The organism is Peribacillus sp. P4_C12 (genome assembly GCF_056402095.1).
The window spans coordinates 1-18,080 of the sequence record NZ_JBFUIB010000030.1; the positions used below are offsets into that span (position 1 = coordinate 1).

Annotated in this window: 16 protein-coding genes; 6 read left to right on the forward strand and 10 right to left on the reverse strand. The window is 37.9% G+C overall.

Annotation, left to right across the window (positions count from 1 at the left end):
* Window positions 1–92: 92 nt before the first annotated feature.
* The 3 genes from AC1DUW_RS07955 to iadA all read right to left on the reverse strand — a co-directional run bounded on the left by AC1DUW_RS07955 (window position 93) and on the right by iadA (window position 4,139).
* Window positions 93–1,076 (reverse strand): alpha-ketoacid dehydrogenase subunit beta, encoded by a 984-nt coding sequence (locus AC1DUW_RS07955; protein WP_056520441.1) that lies wholly within the window; start codon window positions 1,074–1,076, stop codon window positions 93–95.
* Window positions 1,076–2,188, reverse strand: a complete 1,113-nt coding sequence (gene pdhA, locus AC1DUW_RS07960) for a pyruvate dehydrogenase (acetyl-transferring) E1 component subunit alpha (protein WP_053344834.1) — start codon at window positions 2,186–2,188, stop codon at window positions 1,076–1,078. The genes AC1DUW_RS07955 and pdhA overlap by 1 nt, the downstream gene beginning before the upstream one ends.
* 775 nt (window positions 2,189–2,963) lie before the next feature.
* Window positions 2,964–4,139, reverse strand: a complete 1,176-nt coding sequence (iadA, locus tag AC1DUW_RS07965) for a beta-aspartyl-peptidase (protein ID WP_053344832.1) — start codon at window positions 4,137–4,139, stop codon at window positions 2,964–2,966.
* A 191-nt stretch (window positions 4,140–4,330) separates the two neighbouring features.
* Between iadA and AC1DUW_RS07970 the strand changes: the two genes are divergently transcribed.
* Window positions 4,331–4,639, forward strand: coding sequence for a hypothetical protein (locus AC1DUW_RS07970; protein WP_053344831.1), 309 nt, complete (start codon window positions 4,331–4,333; stop codon window positions 4,637–4,639).
* Window positions 4,640–4,828: 189 nt separating this feature from the next.
* Here the strand turns inward: AC1DUW_RS07970 and AC1DUW_RS07975 are convergent, their stop codons facing one another.
* Window positions 4,829–6,862, reverse strand: coding sequence for a transglycosylase domain-containing protein (locus AC1DUW_RS07975; protein WP_053344830.1), 2,034 nt, complete (start codon window positions 6,860–6,862; stop codon window positions 4,829–4,831).
* Between the two features lie 313 nt (window positions 6,863–7,175).
* Here AC1DUW_RS07975 and AC1DUW_RS07980 point away from each other — a divergent pair, with 313 nt between their 5' ends.
* Window positions 7,176–7,700 carry a universal stress protein gene (locus AC1DUW_RS07980; RefSeq protein WP_053344829.1) on the forward strand — a complete coding sequence of 175 codons (525 nt, stop codon included), beginning with the start codon at window positions 7,176–7,178 and terminating at the stop codon, window positions 7,698–7,700.
* On the opposite strand, the gene AC1DUW_RS07985 is transcribed toward AC1DUW_RS07980, so the two are convergent.
* Window positions 7,687–7,854, reverse strand: a complete 168-nt coding sequence (locus AC1DUW_RS07985) for a hypothetical protein (RefSeq protein ID WP_477642302.1) — start codon at window positions 7,852–7,854, stop codon at window positions 7,687–7,689. The two genes, AC1DUW_RS07980 and AC1DUW_RS07985, sit on opposite strands and share 14 nt — an antisense overlap.
* Window positions 7,855–8,211: 357 nt before the next feature.
* Between AC1DUW_RS07985 and AC1DUW_RS07990 the strand changes: the two genes are divergently transcribed.
* The 3 genes from AC1DUW_RS07990 (at window position 8,212) to AC1DUW_RS08000 (ending at window position 12,061) form a co-directional block, all read left to right on the forward strand.
* Entirely contained in the window at window positions 8,212–9,090 is an 879-nt protein-coding gene (locus AC1DUW_RS07990; RefSeq protein WP_056520431.1) for a cation diffusion facilitator family transporter, read from the forward strand.
* 245 nt (window positions 9,091–9,335) lie between these two features.
* Window positions 9,336–10,445, forward strand: a complete 1,110-nt coding sequence (locus AC1DUW_RS07995; RefSeq protein WP_477642303.1) for a histidine kinase N-terminal domain-containing protein — start codon at window positions 9,336–9,338, stop codon at window positions 10,443–10,445.
* Between the two features lie 284 nt (window positions 10,446–10,729).
* Entirely contained in the window at window positions 10,730–12,061 is a 1,332-nt protein-coding gene (locus AC1DUW_RS08000) for a hemolysin family protein (protein ID WP_053344825.1), read from the forward strand.
* Between the two features lie 55 nt (window positions 12,062–12,116).
* Here the strand turns inward: AC1DUW_RS08000 and uptA are convergent, their stop codons facing one another.
* The 4 genes from uptA to AC1DUW_RS08020 form a co-directional block, all read right to left on the reverse strand.
* Window positions 12,117–12,746 (reverse strand): undecaprenyl phosphate transporter UptA, encoded by a 630-nt coding sequence (uptA, locus tag AC1DUW_RS08005; protein WP_053347977.1) that lies wholly within the window; start codon window positions 12,744–12,746, stop codon window positions 12,117–12,119.
* 173 nt (window positions 12,747–12,919) lie between these two features.
* The gene (locus AC1DUW_RS08010) at window positions 12,920–13,084 is read right to left on the reverse strand and encodes an Lmo0850 family protein (RefSeq protein WP_157443799.1); all 165 of its coding nucleotides are present in this window, start codon (window positions 13,082–13,084) and stop codon (window positions 12,920–12,922) included.
* A gap of 114 nt (window positions 13,085–13,198) precedes the next feature.
* Window positions 13,199–13,912, reverse strand: a complete 714-nt coding sequence (locus AC1DUW_RS08015; RefSeq protein ID WP_083450658.1) for a FixH family protein — start codon at window positions 13,910–13,912, stop codon at window positions 13,199–13,201.
* A 92-nt stretch (window positions 13,913–14,004) separates the two neighbouring features.
* Window positions 14,005–14,577 carry a YitT family protein gene (locus AC1DUW_RS08020; RefSeq protein WP_477642304.1) on the reverse strand — a complete coding sequence of 191 codons (573 nt, stop codon included), beginning with the start codon at window positions 14,575–14,577 and terminating at the stop codon, window positions 14,005–14,007.
* 618 nt (window positions 14,578–15,195) lie between these two features.
* On the opposite strand from AC1DUW_RS08020, the gene AC1DUW_RS08025 reads away from it, so the two are divergent.
* Window positions 15,196–16,548, forward strand: a complete 1,353-nt coding sequence (locus tag AC1DUW_RS08025) for a hemolysin family protein (RefSeq protein WP_477642305.1) — start codon at window positions 15,196–15,198, stop codon at window positions 16,546–16,548.
* Between the two features lie 364 nt (window positions 16,549–16,912).
* Here the strand turns inward: AC1DUW_RS08025 and ytvI are convergent, their stop codons facing one another.
* Complete coding sequence (ytvI, locus tag AC1DUW_RS08030; RefSeq protein WP_477642306.1) at window positions 16,913–17,956, reverse strand: sporulation integral membrane protein YtvI; 1,044 nt, start codon at window positions 17,954–17,956, stop codon at window positions 16,913–16,915.
* Window positions 17,957–18,080: the final 124 nt, after the last annotated feature.

An 18,080-nucleotide genomic window follows, 5' to 3' on the forward strand; every position in this document is an offset into this window, starting at 1 on the left:
AACTTGATAATTTCTCCTTCATGCATCCCTTCACCTACATCAGGAAGTTTAAATTCTACCATGCTTGTTCCTCCTTCTCCCTTATTCATTAATTAAAATGAAATCGTTTCCATTATTCCTTGTTTTACACGTTCAACAGTAGGTAAATAATGATCTTCTACTGAAAACTGCGGAACCGGAACATCAAATCCTGTCACACGCTTAATAGGGGCTTTAAGGTAAATAAGGGCTTCATCATTAATAATAGAGATAATCTCCGCACCTAATCCGGATGACTTATGAGCTTCATGAACGACTAATCCGCGACCTGTTTTTTTTATGGATTTTACGATCGTATCCCGATCTAACGGGTATAATGTTCGAAGATCGACTACTTCACACTTCCAACCTTTTTCATTTTCAATCTTTTTAGCGGCATTCAATGCTTCTCTTAACATAGCTCCCCATGCAAAAATGGTTAAGTCGCTTCCCTCCTGAACCACTTTTGCTTGACCAATTGGTATTCGATACATCTCTTTAGGAACTTCTTCCTTAAAAGCTCGATACAATTTAGTCGGCTCCAAAAAGATTACCGGATCTGGATCTTCAATGGCAGAAATGAGTAGTCCTTTTGCGTCATAAGGATTACTAGGTGCAACCACCTTTAAACCCGGAGTGTGGGCAAAGAAGGTTTCGACACTTTCGGAGTGAAGCTCAGGACCTCTGATTCCAGCACCATATGGTGTACGGATAACAAGGGGCACCCCAAATTGTCCCCGAGTACGGTATCTCATACGGGCAGCATGGGAAACAATCTGCTCGAATCCTGGATAAATAAATGCAAGAAATTGAATTTCTACCACGGGAACCATTCCATTAAGAGCTAAACCAATTGCAGAGCCAATGATTCCAGCCTCAGCTAATGGTGTATCTACAACTCGATCCTTTCCGTACTTCTCAAATAGGCCTTCCGTTGAACGGAAAACTCCACCGTTTACTCCAATATCCTGACCTAAGATCATCACACGATCATCCTGACCAAGCTTTTGGTCCATTGCTTCTGTAATAGCCTGAATCATAGTTAAATGTTGGCTCATTACTTCTTCACATCCTTCTTTAAGATTTGTTTCAATTCTTGCTGCTGTTCATTTATGTGCCATGACTCTTCAGCATAAACATGGTTAAACATATCGAGAGGATCGGCTTTAGGGTACTCTTCTGCTTTTTGGAGGTGAGTGTCAATCTGTTCGCTAATTTGTTTTAGCACCATTTCCTCCTGCTCCTCATTCCAGAATCCCTTGTTAATCAACAACTTTTTAAGACGTGTAATCGGATCGCGATTTTCCCTCCAGAATGTTGAAATATCCTCCTGATTACGATATATGTTTGGATTGTCTGCAGTAGTATGGGCACCATATCGAAAGGTAATAGCTTCAATCAAAGTAGGACCTTCACCTTTAAGCGCTCTTTCGACTGCTTCCTTTACAGTCAGCCAAACTGCAAAGATATCATTTCCATCTACACGAACACCATGGATATCATAAGCATCAGCACGCTGAGATATAGTCTTAGATGCAGATTGCTTTTCAAAAGGCACACTGATAGCGTAGCCATTATTTTGGCAGAAAAAGATTGTTGGGGTTTTATATACACCGGCAAAATTCAGTGCCTCATGAAAATCCCCTTCAGAAGTAGCACCATCACCAAAATAAGCAATGCTTACATTCTCTTCTCCTTTAAGCTTACTTGCCCAAGCCGTACCTACCGCATGAACCATTTGAGTCGCAATAGGAACACAAGGAGGCATAGTTCGTTTTCCTTCCGGACAGATAGAACCCTCTACATGTCCCATCCAGTATAGAAAAACACGATACATCTCCTGTCCATGAATAATTGCCGCTGCATGATCACGGTAAGTGGGAAACATCCAATCCCCTGCCGATAATGCAAAAGCGCTGCCAATTTGGGATGCCTCCTGCCCCTCGAAGGGTGCATAAGTCCCCATTCTTCCTTGGCGCTGAAGATTAACTGATTTACGGTCAAACATTCTAAGCAATAGCATACTTTCATACATCTTAAGCATGAGTGATTTATCAATTTTTCCATCAATTGATTCAATTATCTCTCCATTTGGAGCTAATACCTGATACATTTCCGGTAAATTCTCTTTTGAATACGCTTTCAAAATTGGGTTTTCCGTCTTTTCCATTTCATTTCTCCCCTTAAGATAGATTTGATTAGCAAACTTACCAAGGATTTGAACAGTCATGAAATAACAGCCCAAAAATTTTCTTTGGTCTTTTTATGTTTTTAAATAAATGCTTTTTCATAAACTATATTTGCTTATATAAAAGGATAATACATCAAGGGTTTTAATAATATGTTAAATAGAATGAATTTTTTGCATATTACCTTTATTTAGAATGTGTTATCGTATACTCCACCTTCATTTTGAAAATTCGTAAAATTAATGGAAAAATCCAAATCAAACTACTATAATTTCTCAACTTGATGGAATTATTTTCGATTGTTTTGGGGGCGCGTACCCTATAAATTGCATCCATGCCGGGTGCACAAAAAAAAGAATGGAACAAGTACAACTTGTTCCATTCTTTTTTTGYTTTTAAAATTTGACCGTTRATTTCCACTCCAGGCACTCGCTTTCCGCGGSCGGTCCGGGAGCCTCCTCGGCGCCATTGCGCCTGCGGGGTCTCGTACCTTCCGTTCCAATCAACTTTGTTTTAACAWTTAGAWAKAACYCCTTTTGCCTACAGTCTTTTTTGTTTTAAAATARAAGTATTAAAGCTTGAGGTGATAAGRATGCTTTCTAAACATGATTCTATTCAGCGAGATCAACTTGAAATGTTTACTTTRGATCAACTGGTGCCAGCGAACCATGGTTAAGGAGCCCTACCTTAACATTTCTAACAGAACAGAAAGAAAGTTTTATTTCCTTTTCTGCTTCGAGGATACGGGAGTGATCCCTATTTTTCAAATGTACCTTTCACGACCGCCATGCCATCTTTTACCATAATTTGGCCCATCGCGATTACGGTATCAATTTCAAATGTTTCTTTTTTAACTATAATTAAGTCGGCGTCTCTAGCTACCTCGATCCGCCCTTTATTACCGAGCTTTAAAATATTTGCCGGATTTTCAGTCACAACACGGATTGCATCGGCTATTGTGACTCCGTCCTCGAGAATCGCATCGACTACTGCATCATACAAGGACATACACGTACCGATGTTCAAACCGCGCAGATTTCCGCTGCTATCAAAATCAGGCAGGCTCGCTTGTCCATCTGAAGTGAGGGTGATTTGCCGAATATCAACGCCTTCATCGAGTGCTCGTTTTATTGCTGTACTTGCCTTTACTTCTCCTTCTTCTAGGAACTTCTTGATGGTACTTGTCGTAAAATCAATATAGCCGCCTTTTTTTGCAAATTCTATCCCCGCATTGAATAAATGCTGATTGCGGTTAATATGCGTCGGGTAAAACTGTGTGATCGGTATTTCAGTTGTCTCCACGACTTCTTCGATTACCCGTACATGATTCTGGCTGTCACCTACATGAATGTTGACGATACCGCTTTTCCCGGACAAAAGTCCGCCATTACGGGCCTGTGATGCTAGTTTCGCCAATTCCGCTGCAGTCGGCTGCGAGGAACGATGATCGGCAATAGCGATTTCGCCTACCCCGATAATTTTATCCACTAAAATTAAATCATCTTCAATTTTCCCTGTAAGAGTCTTGACTGGTACTTGATACGAACCGGTCTGAACATAACAGCTAATTCCTTCTTCTTCAAGAGCTCTCGCTTTAGCAAGCAACCCTGGCATCGTTCTTGTCGTTCCATCAGTTCCGATGACTCCAATTAATGTCGTTATACCAGCTAACGTTGCATCGGTTAACTGAATTTCAGGAGTCCTTGTTTTAAAGCCACCTTCTCCTCCTCCACCGATGATATGGACATGTGCATCAATAAAACCTGGAACAATAATTTTACCAGCCGCATCAATCACTTCCATTTCAACAAAATCAACAGGTACATCAATCTGATCCTCCATGTAACCAATTTGCTTTCCAACCAATAGGATATCTTTTTGCCCCATAAAATCCGGTCCATAAATCTCTCCATTTTTGATAAGTTTAAGCATTGTTCCTTCTCCCTTCATAAATTGAAATTTTCTAATAGGTTTTAAAATCATTAACACGGGTAAATAAACAGCATAACCCGCTAACAATTACATAAAAGGACAAAGATAGATGTTCTTTTTTTAAAATTGTAGCTAAACTGACATTTTGATTATGCTTGCTAAAGTATAAAATCACTAAAGGAGAAAACAACATGAATAAAGTAATTTCCACGGACATTAAAACAAATAAACGATTCTCCATGCGTCAAATTATGAACTTATATCAAGTTACAAAAGAATTTAAAGGTAATATTTATTTTATCTGCAAACATAAAATGGTCGATGCCAAGAAACTCTCTACTTTTGTCTCTTTTGTACTCATTCTTCAGGAATGTGTAACTATGAAAGTCATACTTGAAGGCGAGAATGTACAAGCTATGCTCGAAAAAGTACAGAATATATGCAAAAAGAATGCTTCAAATAAACTCGGTTTTCAATCGAACCAAACAGTTAACATTTAATAATTTCTAACTACGTATAGAAGAGGGTGTATATAATGAGAACCATTTTAATGGTGAATTGTCGTTATAGGCTTTATAGCTAATCTAATTTTTTAAAGAACGGTGATAGGCTGTCAAACATTTGACAGTCTTTTTTTGTGAGTGAATTGAACGAGAAAAGAGCATGTAATCCATGCTCCCTTTAGATATTCACCATGGGACCTCCCAGTCTTTCCATTTATTCAATCCTTCCCGAATCTGATTACCTTTGTCAATCCAATATTGCTTTCTTTGCGCCTCTTCTTCTTTTGCCTGTTGTTCCGCTATATGTGCCTGTTGTTCCGCTATAAGCGGCCCGATGTCTTGTGTCTTAAAAGATTGTGACGCCTGATTTTGTAAAGCCTGCGACATTATTTTTTGAAAAATAATCGCACTCCCCTCACTACTATGTGTCGTCAGATAATGTTTTTCATCAGTCGTATCATACCCAGCCCAGACAGCACCTACTAATGAAGGTGTATAACCGATAAACCATTGATCTTTAACCCCTGATATTCCTTCGATTGGAACTTGTGTGGACCCTGTTTTACCTGCAACTTCATAACCGGAAACAGCTGCATTTTTTGCTGTGCCATATTCTACTGTACCAAGCAGCATTGTATTCATTTTGTCGACGACGCCCTTAGAGGTTACCTTGGTGGCTTCTTCTTCCCAAGCCCCCACCTCTTTTCCATCGACACCTTCTATTTTTACAATGGCATGCGACTCCATTCGTTTTCCGTCGTTGGCGAAGGTGGAAAAGGCTCCAGCCATCTGCAGCGGGGAGACCCCTTTCTCCATGCCCCCTAAAGCAAGTGTTAGATTTCTGTCATTTTTTTCATATGGAATCCCAAACCGCTTGAGTGCATCCAATCCCTTATCTATACCGATCTCATTTAATAGCCATACAGTAGGTACGTTTAAGGAATTCATCACCGCTTCGTACATCGGTACTTCCCCTTTATAAATGCCACTTAGATTTGTTGGCTCATATTCGCCAAAACTCATTTTTTCATCCTTTAAAGGAGTGGTAATATCGTAACCTTCTTCAACGGCTGGCGTGTAAACAACAAGCGGTTTAATGGCCGAGCCAGGAGATCTCGTCAATTGCGTTGCCCGGTTATATCCCATGAATTGATGTTTACCTCTGCCGCCGACTAAAGCCTTGATCCCTCCTGTTTTCGGATCAAGGAGGATTGCCCCGCTTTGAACCAATTGATCTGTACTAGTCCCAACTGGGAAATTGGCATCGTTGGCATAAACGGTTTCTGTAGCCTGCTGCATGGATTGATCTAGTGTTGTGTATATTTTGTAACCCTTTGTAAGCAACTCCTCGAGCTCTATTCCATACCTACTGGATGCCTCCGACAGAACATGGTCGACAAAATAAGGATACTTTCCTTTTAATGGATCAGTCATTTGCTCACCCTGAAGAAGAGTCACTTCATCTTTTTTCGCCGCAGCCTCTTCATCATCCGTCAAATACCCATGTTCGGCCATTCTTGAAAGAACTAAATCACGTCGTTTCATTGCACCGTCTAAATTTTTGTATGGATCAAGTTTGGATGGAAGGTTAATGACACCCGCAAGCAATGCCCCCTCGGCAACGGTCAATTCAGAGACCTCCTTGGAAAAGTAAATATTCGCGGCCTTTTTGATTCCCCATGCCCCATGCCCGAAATAGACTTGATTCAAATACATTTCTAGAATTTCATCTTTTGTATACTCATCTTCGACTTCCTGAGCAAGAAAAAACTCTTCTACCTTCCGTTTCAGAGTTCTTTCCGATTCCAGCATCGTAATCTTCACAAGCTGCTGGGTAAGCGTACTCCCTCCTTCGACAATACTTCCGGCCTTCGCATTTTTAACTAAGGCACGTAAAATTCCTTGATAATCAATGCCATGATGTTCATAAAAACGGTGATCCTCAATGGATACAACCGCTTGTTTCATATGATCTGGTATTTCCTCTATTGCAACACCTTCAGATTTATTGCCCGTAATAGTACTGGCAAGATTTCCGTCGAGATCATAGATCTCTGTCGGTTGCTGAAGATGATTTTGTAGAAGACTTATATCTGCACCCTGCTTGAAATAAAATAGTAAACCGGCACCGAAAACTACCATTGCCAATATAATAATCAGTCCTATTTTCACTAACCCTCTCATTTGAACCCCCATTTTCCCGTCTAAGACATGCTTCATTAAAAATATTTTACCCTTTTTATAAAAGAAAACTCGTCGTTTGACTAAAAGGCAGAGAAATGGTCTCTTCTCTTTTTTTCTTATAACGGGTTACTCCTGAAATTCACTTACTTACTCCTTTTTTTTATAAAGTGATAAAAAACAGACCACTCAACTGAAAGGGCCTGGAGATTCACCGTAGCCTGTACGCGTATGCTTACTAACTCTTCTTTACATGTGTTTGTGATCAATATACACAATCAATAGGCGTGAAGCCATTTAAAAGTGGGTATAACACTTTTAAATACATTAAAAATGGGGAGAGATGATATTAATGAAAGATTTGAAACATATTGTCGTCGCTTTTGATGGAAATGAAGACAGTAAACGGGCAGTAGAATATGGTGCAACATTGAAAAAGGCCTTTCCTGAAGCTAAGCTGACCGTTGTTCATGTCCTAAATGAAAAAGTTGAACAGCATATCATAGGAAACGCATCCGCCCCGGGATTCGTGCCAGCTGCAGGATTTTATGTAGACCCTGTCCAAACACATCCCGTTGTCGAGGTTGAACAAACGGATCATCAAGAGACAAATGATACCCATTCCGTTGTCCAAAATAGTGTTCAAAACGCAGAAAGTAATACACTTAGATTGTTAAGTGAATGTCGAGTTGAGGGGAAATTCGAAATATTGGAAGGACATGCGGCTGATAGCGTATGTGACTATGCAGCAAGAACTGCGGCTGACCTCATCGTTGTCGGTAATAGCGCAAAAAGCGGGCTGGAAAAATTCTTTCTTGGCAGTACAAGTAGTTCCATCGCCAAAAACGCCCCCTGTTCGGTATTTATTGCAAAGTAAAAAGGAGCCGGCTCTTTCTTGTGCCGGCTTTGTTTGGATATTCGTCAAAAAAAGCCGGATTCGATATAGAATCAGGCTTTTTTTCAATAATACCTTCGAAGCTGCCGAATAAAGCATCATAGCGACAAGTACCGATAAATAAAACTAATTGCATATAAGTATAAATGGCACTGGCTGTCCATTTGGCGCAGTGGAACTGAATAACGTCCTAACTCTACAGTTCACTCTCAGCCTTTTTGGCTCCCCTTCTGGAAGTATTTAATTTTTAATCCTCGGTTAAAATATACTACTAGTTTCTATTAATGAGCAGACAAAAAAATGCAAATACTATTATAACTTTCCATCCCTAATAATGGCTATATTCTTTCTTTAAACCAACTTCTTTACATCTGTTCAATACATCTGCTATTAACCAAGTTAGATGGATTAATACGACAATTTTTCTATAGACTCACTAAGGTTTGTTTTGATATCTTTATTAAGGCTAATTTACACTGGGGAGAGACTAGACATGGATAAACATTCAATTTCAGCTGAAAAAGGCGCCTACATCAGTATTGCCGCTTACATATTCTTGTCTGCTCTTAAATTGTCATTTGGTTATTTTGGAGACTCTAAGGGACTATGGGCAGATGGTTTAAATAACACAACCGACATCATCGCTTCCATAGCCGTATTGATTGGTTTAAAAATATCTAAGCGACCACCTGATGATAATCATTCATATGGTCATTTGCGAGCGGAAACTGTAGCCTCGTTAGTAGCTGCCTTCATTATGATTACAGTTGGCCTGCAGGTTATTTTTAGTGCTGTAGAATCTTTCTTCTATCAAGATTCAACGACGGTTCCCAATATGCTGACTGCTTATGTTGCTATATTCTCCGCAATTTTTATGTACGGGATTTATCGTTACAACTTAGCATTAAGCAAAAAAATTAACAGCGCCTCCATTTATGCAGTTGCACAGGATAATCGGTCTGATGCTCTGGTCAGTATTGGTGCTTCTATAGGAATTTTAGGTACTAAGATAGGGATTTTCTGGCTAGATGCAATAGCTGCCTTAGTCGTTGGAATCATCATCTGTAAAACAGCTTGGGATATTTTCCGTGATGCTTCTATCTCTTTAACCGATGGTTTTGACGAGCAGCTACTACAACAAATCGGACAAACCATTTTATTAACAGAAGGTGTTAAAAACATGAGTGAAATTAAAGCTCGTATGCATGGTAGTGAAATTCTACTCGAAGCTACCGTTCATGTAAACCCACTTTTGACCGTCATCCAAAGCCACGATATTACGGTAAAAATCGAGGAAAACCTTTTAAAAGAATATAATATTCAACATGTGATTGTTCATATCGAACCATATACATTCCCCCAAAAAAGGTAACCGTCATTAATTTTACGGATGCCTTTTTTATCTTTATAATCCACTACTCACAGTAATAAAACTGTGTCAAAAAAAGGGATTCCCCACTTAATTGCCGAATATTTATCCAATTGATGCATGTTTAAAGAACGGTAATCTGTTATCATAAAAGCACAATGTAATTATTTTGATATTTTGTAATTTTATTCTAAATCATAAATCTTAAGCTCAAAGAAAATTCATTTTCCTACAGTATGGAGGGCAAAATGGTATCTAATCGAGAAATGACCATTCACTTTTTATCTTCTCAAAAAGGCAGTATTATTTCCAAATGGAATGATGAGCTGTTGCATTTACCGGATGGATATATAGGGTATTTTAAAGGAGAAGTAGAAAATATTTTTAACCTGCTAATTGATCAGATTGGAAAATCAGATACTGACATAGGAGATGTACTGAAGGTCGTAGGAGAAAAAATTGCATCTGATCGAGTTAAGAAGCAGCTAAATATGGAAATTTTCTGTGCCACTGTGGCTATCGGTAGATCCATCATCATTGATCACGTTCTAAATTCTGAGGCAACTAAAGAAGAAGTATCTGAACTAATTCATCAAATTAACGCTTACTTCGATAAACTCATTCAATATGCATTATCCTATTTTACCGAATTGAAAACGAAGGAGCTTGAAGCACGCTCTCAGTTTATAAGCCCTAACCATAAGGACCGTTTGACACTCCTAGGCCAAATGACCTCAAGCTTTGTTCACGAATTCAGAAATCCACTTACTTCCATCATGGGATTTATTCAATTATTACAAGCAGAACAACCTGAGATAAAATACCTAGATATTATTTCAAAAGAATTAGATCAGCTCAATTATCGGATTACTCAGTTTCTTAATATCTCTAAGAAAGAAACTTCTGAATCACAACCGGATCTATTTTCTATCGCCCAGCTAGTAAATGAAGTGATTGAATTTTTATATCCTAGCATTTTGGAAGTAAATGCTTCCATAACTTGTAATATCGCTGATGATGCCGTGATTTCTGGTTCTAAAGAGGAATTTCGTCAGGTTTTACTAAATATCATTTTAAATGCTCTTGATGTGGTTGCGGGAATGCCTTCACCATCCATATACATTTCCGGTTCAGAATCACCATCCGGTATTTTATCCTTAAATATTTCAAACAACGGCCCTAAGATACCTGAAGAGGTACTACCAAATATTTTCGAACCGTTTATTACAACTAAAAAAAGGGGTACAGGATTAGGACTATTCGTTTGTAAAGAGATTGTTTTAAAACATCAAGGAACCTTGACATGCCATTCAACAGATTTCTTAACGACTTTCTCAATACAAATAAAAACAAAATAAAGTATAATATCCGTTATATCCATGGATCCATTTGAGTAAAAATTTTGACTGATTCGAGTATAGTTACTTATACTAATAGTTAGGTTCCACTACTAATCGAGGTGAATGACTCTATAGATTGAAAATAAAAAACATCATAAATTTTCATACTAGACAAAACGATATTTATTTTTCATCTAACATTTGATAAGATAACAACATTTCATTCATTATTGGTTTTGGGAGGTGACTGGGAAAATTAAATCGTTCGACATAACAAACGATTCAATTAAGTCCCACACTATTTGGACATTTTAAGTTTTTTAATAGTAATTATCTTAATCGCTGTAACTGCTTTTTTTGTGGCTTCAGAATTTTCAATTATCAGGGTGCGAAGCTCAAGAATTGATCAATTGATAGAAGAAGGCAACAGAAAAGCCATTGCGGCCAAAAAGGTTACATCTGATCTTGATGAATACCTATCAGCCACACAGCTTGGAATTACCGTGACTGCTCTAGGGTTAGGGTGGCTTGGACAGGACACCATCCTTAAATTGATAGGACCTTTATTCGGGGCCTTGAATTTCCCAGGCGAAGTCACAAGCATTCTAGCTTTTGTCATTTCCTTTTCACTGATAACATTTTTGAATGTCGTTGTGGGTGAATTGGCTCCAAAGACCGTTGCCATCCAAAAGGCTGAGCAAGTGACTTTGGCTATCGCCAAACCATTGATTCTTTTCCATAAGATTGCCTTTCCTTTCATCTGGGTATTAAATCATTCTTCTCGTTTTGTTGTCGGATTGCTTGGCTTCAAGCCTGCTTCTGAAAGTGAAATTGCCCATACAGAGGAAGAATTGCGTTTCATCCTCTCTGATAGCTATAAAAGTGGAGAGATTAACCAATCAGAATTTAAATATGTAAGTAACATTTTTGATTTCGATGACCGTGTTGCCAAAGAAATCATGGTCCCAAGGACGGAGATTCTAACCATCTCAAAAGATGAAACGGTACAAGAATTCGTTGATGTGGCTAAACTAGAAAAATACACCAGGTACCCTGTTGTCGAAGGTGATAAAGACCATGTTATCGGCTTAGTCAACTTAAAGGAAGTTTTTTCAGATCTTATTAAGAATCGAGAAATCCATTCAAAAGCAATTGAAAATTATACTCGCCCAATTATTCGGGTCATGGAAAATATTCCGATTCATGATTTACTGCTGAAAATGCAAAAAGAACGCATTCATATGGCGATCTTGATGGATGAATACGGCGGTACTTCCGGTCTTGTCACGGTTGAAGATATCCTTGAGGAAATCGTTGGTGAAATTCGCGATGAATTCGACATTGATGAAGTCGCATCCATCCGAAAAATTAAGGATGGGCACTATATTTTAGACTCTAAACTTCTTGTAAAAGAAGTGAACGATTTACTCGGCATTCACTTAGAGGAAGATGATGTTGATACAATCGGTGGATGGGTTTTAACGGAGAATTATGATGTAAATGTTGGCGACATCATGGAAAAAGACGGATTTTGCTTTAAAGTGATTGAAATGGAAGATCACGCCATTCGTTATATTGAAGTGACAAAAAAGGTCGAACAGCTACCTGTTGAAGAAGAACTTCCTCAAGGATAACGAATAAAAAACAGCCTCGTAAAAGTAAATTTTACGAGGCTGTTTTTTATAGTGATCACTTTTCAGAAAACCGGCCCATTTTCTTGACCGTTACGATTGGAGGTGTACTCTTTTTTTTCCAAATAATATAAAGAATGATAAGCACAAAGGAAAAACCAGCTACAGGAATTAAATAGGGAGAAGTAATCTCACTAATCTGCTGCCAATTCTCCCCGAGAATCCGTCCTAAGGTTAGAAATAAAATGGTCCAAGGTATGACAGCAGCAACCGTATAAAAGATGAACTTCCAAACAGACATTCTCGCAATTCCTGCAGGGATAGAAATAGCATGGCGGACGACCGGGATGAAACGAGCCGTAAAAACCACTCCAACCCCATAACGATGGAACCACTCTTCAGCCATTACAATATGTTTTTCTTTTATTAAAATATATTTCCCATACTTTAAAAGAAATGGCCGTCCTCCGAAATAACCCGCCCAATAGAGAAATAATTGCGCTATCGTCCCTCCTACTACACCTGCAAGGACAGCCCCCCAAAAGTTCATTTTACCCTGACCAACTAAATAACCTCCGTATCCGAGAACGAGCTCACTCGGGATGATTTCGACCATCAATCCTAATAAAACACCTATATACCCCATTCCTGCAAACCAATTTAATATCGTCATAATAAGCTGTGACATCATGCAATCGGACTCCTCTTAAGGCTAATTTCAAAATGTTTGTCCTTCTATCCTATTGCAGCACATAACGTTCTATTCGATTTTTTGCATGGAGTATTCTCTTCTTCATTAAGGAATTCATTCCCGAAAGCACAAAAAAAAGACCAGCTGGAATTATCTCCGGTCTCATTGCATTAATATTCTTTTAGATCCCGTTTTTGTTGAAATTGAGAAAAAACAGCTGTGGTGAGTAAGGATGAGTCATTTTGATAAACATTAGTGAAAATCTCCTGACGAGATTTCGTTTTTTCAATATGAATCCCGAGATTTTTATACTTCTTGATTATTTCGTTAGTCATACTTACTCTCCCTTTCTGCTGTATCATTATCCTTTAACTTCCCAATTAACGAATATATAAAACCTATTTATAGAATTGAATGGAAAAACCATACAGTGTTACTGTTAACACTTGTCAATTAACTTGAATTGTTTGCAATCGATGTTCGTGTACTTCGTCCTTTTCAACATGTACCTGAACTTTATAGGTGCCGGGTTCAACAAAAGATACCTTATTTTGGTAATTTCCTTTTTCCTCTTCTTTAGCTTTGGTGAAATGGCTTTCTTCGCTACCTTCTTTCCACACCTCAAAATTCACATCTGCATTTGTCAAAGGCTTTCCATTTAATTCTACAGATGCTTCAAAGTTCGAACTGCTTCCTGCCTTCACAGGGTTACTTTGAAAATCAATTGAAACATCCGTACTTGGATGAGCAGATGCGCCTTCACTTTCATGATCCGTAACGACAACTTCTTTTTCCGGCATCACATGCAGCCCTTTGGCTGTTACATGGGCAACCACATAATATTTCCCTTGTTCATTAAACGTATGCATCACTTGATATGTACCACTTCCTGTATTCTTCGCCTCCAGCATTTCCCGTTTGTCCTGTCCCGACTTTCTTACTTCAAACAGAACCTCACCAGCTTCATTTACTAAATTGCTTCCTTGTTTTACTGTTGTTTCAAGGATTACTTCTTTGCCAGGAACCAATTTCCCTTTAATGACGACCGATGCTTCCATTGATTCTGGAATAACAGTATTCACTTCTTTATCCTCCGGCATTTCAGACTCCTGACAGCCGGCTAACATAAATAACAACGCAGTACACACATAGAGTTTTTTCATTATAACGTTCCTTTACTATTTATTAGACCCAAAATCTGTCCTTTTCATATTGCCCATCCTTCCCTAATTTCAGATTTTTATACAATTTTTCATCATGCAGTCCGCATTACGGTCACTGAAGTCAGTAGAGCTACAGCAATAATCGTTAAAAATGAATAAATAAAGATAGAAATACCGACCACACTTAGTCCAAAAAGAAGAACACATCCATCAATAAAGAAAATTAACAATCCAACATTTAGTCCGCTCTTTCTAGAAAGGATTTGAGCCAACATATCCGTTCCACCTGTCGATGTTCCATACCGAAGCATGAGTCCAATCCCAAGCCCAATCAATCCTCCTCCAATTATTGCACTAACATAAACAGGAAGATTCCATTCAATGACTGCCTCGGAAAAAATATCGATACATAAGGAGGAAAAAAGTAAGCCATGCAAGCTGTTAACAAATAGTTTTTTTTCAAAATACCATGCATATATATATAATGGAATRCTACTCAAAATCACACCTAGCCCTGTTGGAAGCCCTATATAATAATGAAAAATCAGCCCAATTCCTATCATGCCACCATCTAATAAATGATAAGGTATCAGAAAAAAATTGATTCCCAACCCTACAAGCATGCTTCCAGCAATAATCGCTGCCATTTTTTCTATGATCTTCATGACCCCACCTCCTTTTATAATGCATAAACCTGTCCAGTTTCTATAGAATATGTTTATACAATCTAAAAAATAATGAAACTAACCAATTTTTGTGAGAACAGCCCTTTTGTTTTCTGAATATTCTATCATAAATGCGGTAAAGCAGAGGAAATAGTCAAAAATCGCTAATTAGTAGATCAAAGTGATCCTTTACAAGGAATATACCGGATTTAAGGAGTCATAAGCTGTTTGACTGAATGATTAACTCTTTCTATAATGAAAGTATTTAAATTTATTAAACTGAGGTGATTGGATGGGATATTAAAGAATGTTCGTTTTGACGGACGGACGCTGCTTTGCCTGACGAACAAGGGCATACTTTTGAAAAGCTTGTGCACTTCTTCAAGCAGAAATTCTTCTTTTTCCCGTCTGCGCATCGCAAATCACATACACTAGTATTCTCTTCATCATTTAAAAATGGGAATTCGAGCTGATACACATATAGCTTTTCTTAAAACTTACAGCTCGTTAAGTGACTCCCGACAGTATTTAGCAAGCAAAAAAAAATATACTTGTATATTTTAAAAATGTAGGAGGTGGACTCCTTATTCGTCTCAAAGGCGAGTTAAGGGAGACTATTTGGACATAATAAACTTGGTTTTTATCGCCATTTTAATTGCTTTAACAGCATTTTTTGTAGCTACGGAGTTTGCAATTGTTAAAGTGAGAAGCACGAGGATCGATCAATTAATTGAAGAAGGCAAGCCAAATGCTGTTTCTGCAAGGCAGGTCACATCCAACCTCGATGAATATTTATCAACATGCCAGCTCGGAATTACTATAACTGCTTTAGGGCTTGGGGTACTTGGAGAACCGACAGTTGAACGCATTTTGCGGCMACTTTTAAATCAATTAAATCTTCCTGAATCCGCTTCACATGCACTCTCAGTTGCGATTGCCTTTTCTTTTATTACCTTCATACATGTAGTTATTGGAGAACTGGCACCGAAAACTTTGGCGATTCAAAAAGCAGAGCAGGTAACTTTATTTGTTGCTAAACCTTTAATTGCATTCAATAAAGTCATGTATCCTTTTATCTGGGTACTAAATGGCTCTGCAAGGACGCTAACAAAAATGCTCGGATTAAAAGCAGTTTCTGAACATGATTTGGCTCATACAGAGGAAGAGCTTCGTATCATTGTTTCCGAAAGCTACAAAAGTGGCGAAATTAACCAATCAGAGTTTAAATATGTGAATAAAATTTTTGAATTCGATGATCGAATTGCAAAAGAAATCATGGTTCCACGTACAGAAATTGCTACGATATCTAAAGATGATACGATTCAACAATTTTTCACCATAATGACTGAAGAGAACTTTACTCGCTATCCTGTCATCGACGGCGATAAAGATCATGTTATTGGAATGGTGAATATCAAAGAACTATTCACTGAAATGATAGATAAAAGTAATCAGGCAGCGTCAACGATAAATAGATATGTTCGCCCTATTATCCGTGTCATTGACAGTATTCCGATTCACGATTTACTTTTAAAGATGCAAAAAGAACGTATTCACATGGCTATCCTCATGGATGAATACGGCGGCACATCAGGTTTGGTCACCGTTGAAGATATTCTTGAGGAAATTGTTGGTGATATTCGAGATGAATTCGATTTGGATGAAGTACCGGATGTTCGCAAATTAAAAGAAGATCATTATATTATCGATGCAAAGGTATTAGTAAGTGAAGTGAATGATTTACTGGGACTGGATATCAACGATGAAGATATTGATACCATGGGCGGATGGATTCTTACTGAGAATTACGAAGCCAAACAAGGTGATATCCTGACTTATGGTCCCTATCACTTTAAAATAAAAGAAATGGAAGACCACCATATCTGCTATATTGAAATATATAAACCAGCAAAAGTCGTGGGCGAAGTAAAAGAATTTCCGATAATATCGCAAACTGAAATTGTTTCATGATAAAATAACCCCCCGCTCTAAATGAGCGGGGGGTTATTTTAATCCCTCAACACTTTATCCTCTAGATTTAGGTACATCAAACAAATATCTCACATATTATATAAGAAAACCCCAGCTTATTATTTTGATTGACAACATTAAGTATAGTTCAACCTTTATTGTTTCATACTGTTAGAGAAGCTATATTTTATGAAGGAGTGAGGACTTATGAAACTCATAACCATTTGCCAGCACTGCAAAGGGAAAGGGAAAACCCGCTATCTACAATTTTTTTCACGGAACTGCACTCAATGCAACGGACAAGGAAAAGCGGTAAAAGATATGTCTAATTTAAGAAATCATGCAAAAAACCTCTAACAATCTTTCAAATTTTATAGTTAGGCTTGATAACACCTGATTTTTTTAAGGTGTTATAAACGATAAGGACTGCCGGCCCCAGGAAAAGCCCAATAAAACCAAGCATCTTAAACCCTAAATAAAGACTGATTAACGGGGCCAATGGAGTTAATCCCATATTCGCTGAATAGACCTTAGGTTCAATTGTTCTTCTTATGATAGTTATGACCAAGAATAGGATAATTAGACCGATTCCAAGATGATGGTTTCCTTGTGCCCAAACAATAATGGCCCAAGGAACAAGTACAGATCCTGTCCCCAGTATAGGAAGAATATCCACTACAACTATAAGTAGTGCCAATAACATCGTATATTTCACATTTAACAACCATAGTCCCGTATAAGCCATGATAAACGTGAATAAACTTAACAAGATTTGAGCCTTAATGAAGCCTATTGCTGCCATACTTAAATCTTGATAAACTAGTGATATTTTTTGATATGTGGACGTCTTTAAATAAAGGAAAGCCTTTTTTCTTAGCTTTGGTAATTCTAGGCTGATTAAAAACAAAGCGATTAAATAAATCAAAAAATCAATGAAAAATCCAGGAACAAGTGTAACAAATTGGACCATATCCTGAACAAAATCCTTTGTAAACCCTTCAAGCGCTTTGACCCCTTTTTCCATCGTATTTTCAATCGACTGAATGAGGTTTGGCGGCAATGTTTGAGAATATTGCTCCCATTGCCTAATAACCGGCAGAATAGCTGTCAGATACATCTCACGAATAAAACCAGGAAATTTCTCCGAATAGACAATGACTCTCTTGATTAAAACTGAAAGCAAAAAATATGTGATGCTCATGAGCCCGCCTACATACAAAATAAAAGAAATTAAAACGGCCCAAAGGCGATGTAGCATTAATGTTTTACTAATTAGGCGAACTAATCCATCCAAAAGAATAGCTGTTAGTAACGCCAAAATTAATGCCCATGAGTAGGGAATTAAAAATAGTATAACTAATAAGAGAACACCCCTCCAAAACCAGCGAAAAAACAAAGCAACATTCACTAAATAAACCCTCCTAGCACTTTCTTGTTTCTCCTTATATTTATGAGACAATATCCCATATATTTCGCTTATACGTTTTATTTTCTCAATAAGGGGAAAAGAGAAACAAAGAAATGGAGGGATT

Coding starts and splice junctions, on each gene's coding strand:
- AC1DUW_RS07995 (WP_477642303.1), top strand. CDS start 9,336: ATGGTATCTAATCGAGAAATGACCATTCACTTTTTATCTTCTCAAAAA.
- AC1DUW_RS08010 (WP_157443799.1), bottom strand. CDS start 13,084: ATGACTAACGAAATAATCAAGAAGTATAAAAATCTCGGGATTCATATT.
- AC1DUW_RS07955 (WP_056520441.1), bottom strand. CDS start 1,076: ATGAGCCAACATTTAACTATGATTCAGGCTATTACAGAAGCAATGGAC.
- AC1DUW_RS08015 (WP_083450658.1), bottom strand. CDS start 13,912: ATGAAAAAACTCTATGTGTGTACTGCGTTGTTATTTATGTTAGCCGGC.
- uptA (WP_053347977.1), bottom strand. CDS start 12,746: ATGTCACAGCTTATTATGACGATATTAAATTGGTTTGCAGGAATGGGG.
- iadA (WP_053344832.1), bottom strand. CDS start 4,139: ATGCTTAAACTTATCAAAAATGGAGAGATTTATGGACCGGATTTTATG.
- AC1DUW_RS07990 (WP_056520431.1), top strand. CDS start 8,212: ATGGATAAACATTCAATTTCAGCTGAAAAAGGCGCCTACATCAGTATT.
- pdhA (WP_053344834.1), bottom strand. CDS start 2,188: ATGGAAAAGACGGAAAACCCAATTTTGAAAGCGTATTCAAAAGAGAAT.
- AC1DUW_RS07975 (WP_053344830.1), bottom strand. CDS start 6,862: ATGAAGCATGTCTTAGACGGGAAAATGGGGGTTCAAATGAGAGGGTTA.
- AC1DUW_RS07970 (WP_053344831.1), top strand. CDS start 4,331: ATGAATAAAGTAATTTCCACGGACATTAAAACAAATAAACGATTCTCC.
- AC1DUW_RS07985 (WP_477642302.1), bottom strand. CDS start 7,854: ATGCAATTAGTTTTATTTATCGGTACTTGTCGCTATGATGCTTTATTC.
- AC1DUW_RS07980 (WP_053344829.1), top strand. CDS start 7,176: ATGAAAGATTTGAAACATATTGTCGTCGCTTTTGATGGAAATGAAGAC.